General features: G+C 46.0%; 5 protein-coding genes. 4 read left to right on the forward strand and 1 reads right to left on the reverse strand.

What is annotated here, in order from left to right; all coding sequences use genetic code 11:
* The 4 genes from tgt to secF all read left to right on the forward strand — a co-directional run.
* A partial coding sequence (gene tgt, locus B7Y67_RS10425; protein ID WP_293598589.1) for a tRNA guanosine(34) transglycosylase Tgt occupies positions 1-1021 on the forward strand: 1021 nt, incomplete at its 5' end.
* 144 nt (positions 1022-1165) lie between these two features.
* Positions 1166-1492: a preprotein translocase subunit YajC gene (gene yajC, locus B7Y67_RS10430; protein ID WP_293598590.1), complete on the forward strand. Its 327-nt coding sequence runs from the start codon at positions 1166-1168 to the stop codon at positions 1490-1492.
* Positions 1493-1517: 25 nt separating this feature from the next.
* Positions 1518-3377, forward strand: a complete 1860-nt coding sequence (gene secD, locus B7Y67_RS10435) for a protein translocase subunit SecD (RefSeq protein ID WP_293598591.1) — start codon at positions 1518-1520, stop codon at positions 3375-3377.
* Between the two features lie 3 nt (positions 3378-3380).
* Positions 3381-4355 (forward strand): protein translocase subunit SecF, encoded by a 975-nt coding sequence (secF, locus tag B7Y67_RS10440; protein ID WP_293598592.1) that lies wholly within the window; start codon positions 3381-3383, stop codon positions 4353-4355.
* A 27-nt stretch (positions 4356-4382) separates the two neighbouring features.
* On the opposite strand, the gene B7Y67_RS10445 is transcribed toward secF, so the two are convergent.
* Positions 4383-5177, reverse strand: a 795-nt coding sequence (locus B7Y67_RS10445; RefSeq protein ID WP_293598593.1) for a glycosyltransferase N-terminal domain-containing protein, incomplete at its 5' end; no start/stop codon positions are given.

Below are 5177 nucleotides of genomic sequence, written 5' to 3' on the forward strand. Positions count from 1 at the left end.
CATGACACCTCGGGATTTGAATGAAGCCAAAGCGCAAATTATTTTAGGCAATACCTTTCATCTGTGGCTGCGACCTGGTTTGGATGTGATTCAGAAGCATGGTGGCTTACACCGCTTCATGGGCTGGGATAAACCCATCCTCACTGACTCAGGCGGCTTTCAGGTCTTTAGCTTAGGTGCTTTGAGAAAAATTTCTGAAGAAGGTGTGACATTTGCCTCCCCTATTAATGGAGATAAGTTATTTATGTCTCCAGAAGTGTCGATGGAAATTCAGGCGGTACTCAATAGTGACATTGCCATGCAATTTGATGAGTGCACCCCTTACGAAGTCAAAGGACAAGCGACCTCAGAAAAAACTGCACGTGCTTCACTCGAAATGTCCCTACGTTGGGGTGATCGCTCTTTAAAACGCTTTCGCGAGCTCGAAACAGGCAATGGCCTTTTTGGCATTGTTCAAGGAGGCATGTTCGAGAATTTACGAGAATTCTCCTTAGATGCCGTCAGCCAACAAGGCTTTGATGGTATTGCTATTGGCGGCCTCTCTGTTGGAGAACCCAAGCCCGAGTTTGAGCGCATTTTGAATTTCACAGCTCCTAAGTTGCCAGAACATATGCCTCATTACTTGATGGGAGTTGGTACACCAGAAGATCTCATGCTAGGTGTGAGCCTGGGCATCGACATGTTTGACTGCGTGATGCCAACTCGCAATGCTCGAAATGGCTGGCTTTTTACCCGCTTTGGTGACCTGAAGCTGCGCAATTCAGGGTACAAGGATGATGATCGCCCCGTCGATCCTACTTGCGCCTGTTATACCTGTAAAAACTTCACGAGATCCTACCTAAATCATCTGCAGAAGGCGAATGAAATCCTTGGATCACAGCTGAATACGATTCACAATCTCTCCTACTACCTCCAGCTCATGGAAGAAGTGAGGGACTCCCTTGCCAAGGATCGATTTAGCGCCTATCGCGAGGAATTCCATCGGAATCGTCAGCGCGGCGTAGAGCCTGGACAGGATTAATAGCCCTAGAGCATCAATGGGCACCCCCTATTGATCTGAAATCAGCCCTCCAAGCCCCATACAGTTTAGAATTGCGGGTTTACGGCTTTGCTTAAAAGCCTAAAACTGAAGCATTTTCCAATTGGTAACTAATGGAGGTTTTGTATGTGGATTAGTAACGCTTTTGCCCAGGCGCCAGCCGCGGGTGCAGATTCTGGTGGCTTAATGAGCTTCCTTCCCCTGATTTTGATGTTTGTAGTGTTGTACTTCATCATGATTCGCCCACAAATGAAGCGTCAAAAAGAAACTAAAGCAATGCTTGAGTCCCTTTCTGTTGGCGATGAAGTAGTGACTGTTGGCGGCATCATGGGAAAAGTAACTGCGTTGAAAGATCAAGTGGTAACTGTTGAAATTTCTGCCGGCACTGAAGTGCTAATGCAAAAAGTCGCCATTACAACAGTATTGCCAAAAGGCTCAATGAAGTCTGCTTAATAAGCTTGTTTAAAAGTATCTCGATATGAATCGCTATCCCCTCTGGAAATACATAGTCATCCTATTTGCTTTGCTAATTGGAGGACTATATTCATTACCCAATTTCTACGGGGAGGCGCCAGCGGTTCAAGTCTCGTCCGCCAAACCAACCACTAAGGTTGATTTGGCGACACAGTCTCGAGTCGAAAAGATTCTGACTGAAGACAACATTAGCAATACCGGCATCTTCTTTGAATCCACAGGCAATGTTGGTTCAATCAAAATTCGCTTCAACAATACCGATATTCAATTGCGTGCGCGTGACTTGCTGCAACAGAAATTGAATATTGATCAAAATGATCCCAATTTCACAGTTGCATTAAACCTACTCTCCAATACACCGAGTTGGCTCAATGCGCTTAATGCATTACCGATGCCTTTAGGTCTGGACTTGCGTGGTGGCGTTTACTTCTTGCTACAAGTCGATATGAAGGGCGCAGTTCAAAAGAAAGTAACTTCTTTAGCCACTGATATTCGTAGTCAGTTGCGTGACAAATCGATTCGTCAACAGGGAATTGAACGCGGCCAAGACAGTATTACCTTAACTTTTGGTAGCACTGAAGATGCTGAAAGAGCACGTTCAGTTTTGATGGCTAGTCAGCCTGATCTGACCTGGCAGATTAAGCCTACAGGGCTATCACCAAAACTCGTAGGCGAATTTAAGCCAACCTCCTTAAAAGAAATCCAAGATAGCGCAGTAAAACAGAATATCGTGACGCTTAATAAGCGCGTCAATGAATTGGCTGTAAAAGAGCCAGTCATTCAGCAGCAAGGTGCAGAGCGTATTGTGGTTCAGCTACCAGGCGTTCAAGATACAGCACGTGCCAAAGACATCATTGGTCGCACAGCAACACTGGAGTCCAGATTAGCCGATCCCATCGTCTCTACGATTGCGATTGGTGAGACCCCTCCCCCAGGCATGGATGTTTTCCGCTTTGGCGAAAACCGTCAAGGCGTATTCAAAAAATCGGTGATCTTTAGTGGCGATCGCATTACGGATGCAAGCGCAGGCTTTGATCAAAACCAACGCCCTGCAGTGAACATTTCTTTAGATGCGGCTGGTGGTCGCGTAATGCAAGAAGTGACCCGTGAAAACATTGGCAAGCCGATGGGCATGATCTTGTTTGAAAAAGGCAAAGGTGAGGTTCTCACAATTGCCACCATTCAAAGTGAGTTTGGTTCCAAGTTTCAGATTACTGGTCAACCAACTACTGAGAGTGCGAATGATTTGGCGCTCTTATTGCGCGCGGGCTCCTTAGCAGCCCCAATGGAAATCATTGAAGAGCGCACAATCGGACCAAGCCTTGGTGCTGAAAATATTGAGAAAGGGTTTAAATCTCTCATCATTGGTTTTGCAGCAATCGCTATTTTCATGATTGCCTACTACCTGTTGTTTGGTACTTTCTCAGTTGTGGCACTAGCAGTGAACTTATTGCTCTTAATCTCTGTTTTATCCATGTTGCAAGCTACCTTAACCTTGCCAGGAATTGCTGCGATGGCATTGGCGCTAGGTATGGCGATTGACTCCAACGTATTAATCAACGAGCGTATTCGTGAGGAGCTACGCAATGGCGCAGCCCCGCAAACAGCTATTGCTATCGGCTTTGATAAAGCCTGGGCAACTATCTTGGATTCAAACATCACCACCTTAATTGCCGGTCTTGCATTACTGACATTTGGCTCTGGCCCAATCAAAGGCTTCGCAGTAGTGCATTGCCTTGGTATTTTGACTTCCATGTTTTCAGCGGTCTTTTTCTCACGTGGTCTGGTTAACCTCTGGTACGGCAGAGGTAAAAAAGTTCAGAAACTCGCTATCGGCCAAGTTTGGCGTCCTCAGGAGAAATAAGTCATGGAATTTTTCCGGATTAAAAAAGATATTCCCTTTATGCGCCATGCATTGGCGCTCAATGCGGTCTCTCTCATCACCTTCTTAGCCGCTGTTTTCTTCCTCTGGCATAACGGCCTCCACCTATCAATTGAATTCACTGGCGGTACGGTTATGGAGGTTACTTATCCACAAACCGCTCCTTTAGATTCAATTAGATCGAATGTGGAAAAGTTAGGTTATTCAGATACTCAGATTCAGAACTTTGGCAGCTCACGTGATGTGATGATTCGCCTACCACTCCAAAAAGATGCTGAAGGAAAAATGATTTCCTCTGCAGATCAAAGCGCAGCAGTGATGCAAGCGCTGGAGCCAGCAACTACTGGAGCGAAGCTTCAGCGTGTGGAGTTCGTAGGCCCCCAAGTAGGCCGTGAACTCGCGATTGATGGATTAATGGCTTTGTTATTTGTAGTAATTGGAATCGTGGTTTACCTTTCCTTCCGCTTCGAGTGGAAATTTGCTGTTGCCGGCATCATTGCGAACTTACATGACATCGTCATTATTTTGGGCTTCTTTGCTTTCTTCCAATGGGAATTCTCACTCTCCGTATTGGCTGCAGTACTCGCCGTGCTGGGTTACTCGGTCAATGAGTCAGTGGTGATCTTTGACCGTATTCGCGAAAACTTCCGAAAGTACCGCAAAATGAATACCCGCGAAATTATTGATAACGCCATTACCAGCACCATTAGCCGTACCGTGATTACTCACGGCAGTACTGAGATGATGGTCTTGGCAATGTTGATTTTTGGTGGCCCTACCCTCTTCTACTTTGCCTTAGCGCTGACCATCGGTATTTTGTTTGGTATTTACTCTTCTGTATTCGTTGCTGCAGCTTTAGCAATGTGGCTTGGTGTTACTCGTGAAGATTTAGTGAAGGGTGACAAGAAGCCGGATGATACTGCTCGCAATGATGATCCTAACTTCGGGGCTCAGGTATAAGTTTCTACCAAGCAATTAAAAACGTAGTTAATTTAGTGTGAAATTCTGATGCTCAAGGGCGGCTAATATTTTCTTAGTCGCACCTTGATGCTCAATCGAGTAGGCCTTTGCAGCGCTCGACATCATTTCTAGTTCAGTAGTATTCAAAAGCAATTCTTTTAAAGACTCCATGAGAGCCACTGGCTCACTCAAGATAAGTTCGCCCTGGATACGCTTTGCGGCACCAATCGTAATAGCATCCAAAGCCGCTTGTTGGAAGTTATAGGTATGCTCACCAAGCAGCACTGGACAACCAGCGGCACAAGCCTCAATCAGATTCTGTCCACCAAAGGGAAGTAGGCTACCGCCCATGAGAACTAAGTCAGCGGCACTGTAATACATCGGCATCTCACCCATGGAGTCGCCAAGAATCACATCCACATTAGCATCGCCCTTAGGCGCCTCAATCCATTTCGTACGGCATAGAAACTTCAAACCAGCATCCCGAATCTGATCCGCCACCTCCAAGAATCTTTCAGGATGACGCGGCACTAAACAGAGCAATGGAGCAACACCAAAAGTATTGCTGAGGAGCAAATCTTGCCACGCTTGCAGAATAATCACCTCTTCACCATCACGAGTGCTCGCAGCACAAACCATCAGACGCTGATTTGCATGCAACTCTTGTTTCCAAGATTTACCTTGTTGGACCAGGCTTGGATCAAGTGGTACATCAAACTTGAGATTACCAACAATCTCTACTTTTTTGACGCCAAGGCTTCGATAGCGGTCGGCATCGAATTGGGTTTGGGCCAAAATACCTGCAAACGCTTGAAACAAAGA

It is taken from the genome of Polynucleobacter sp. 35-46-11 (assembly GCF_002281105.1).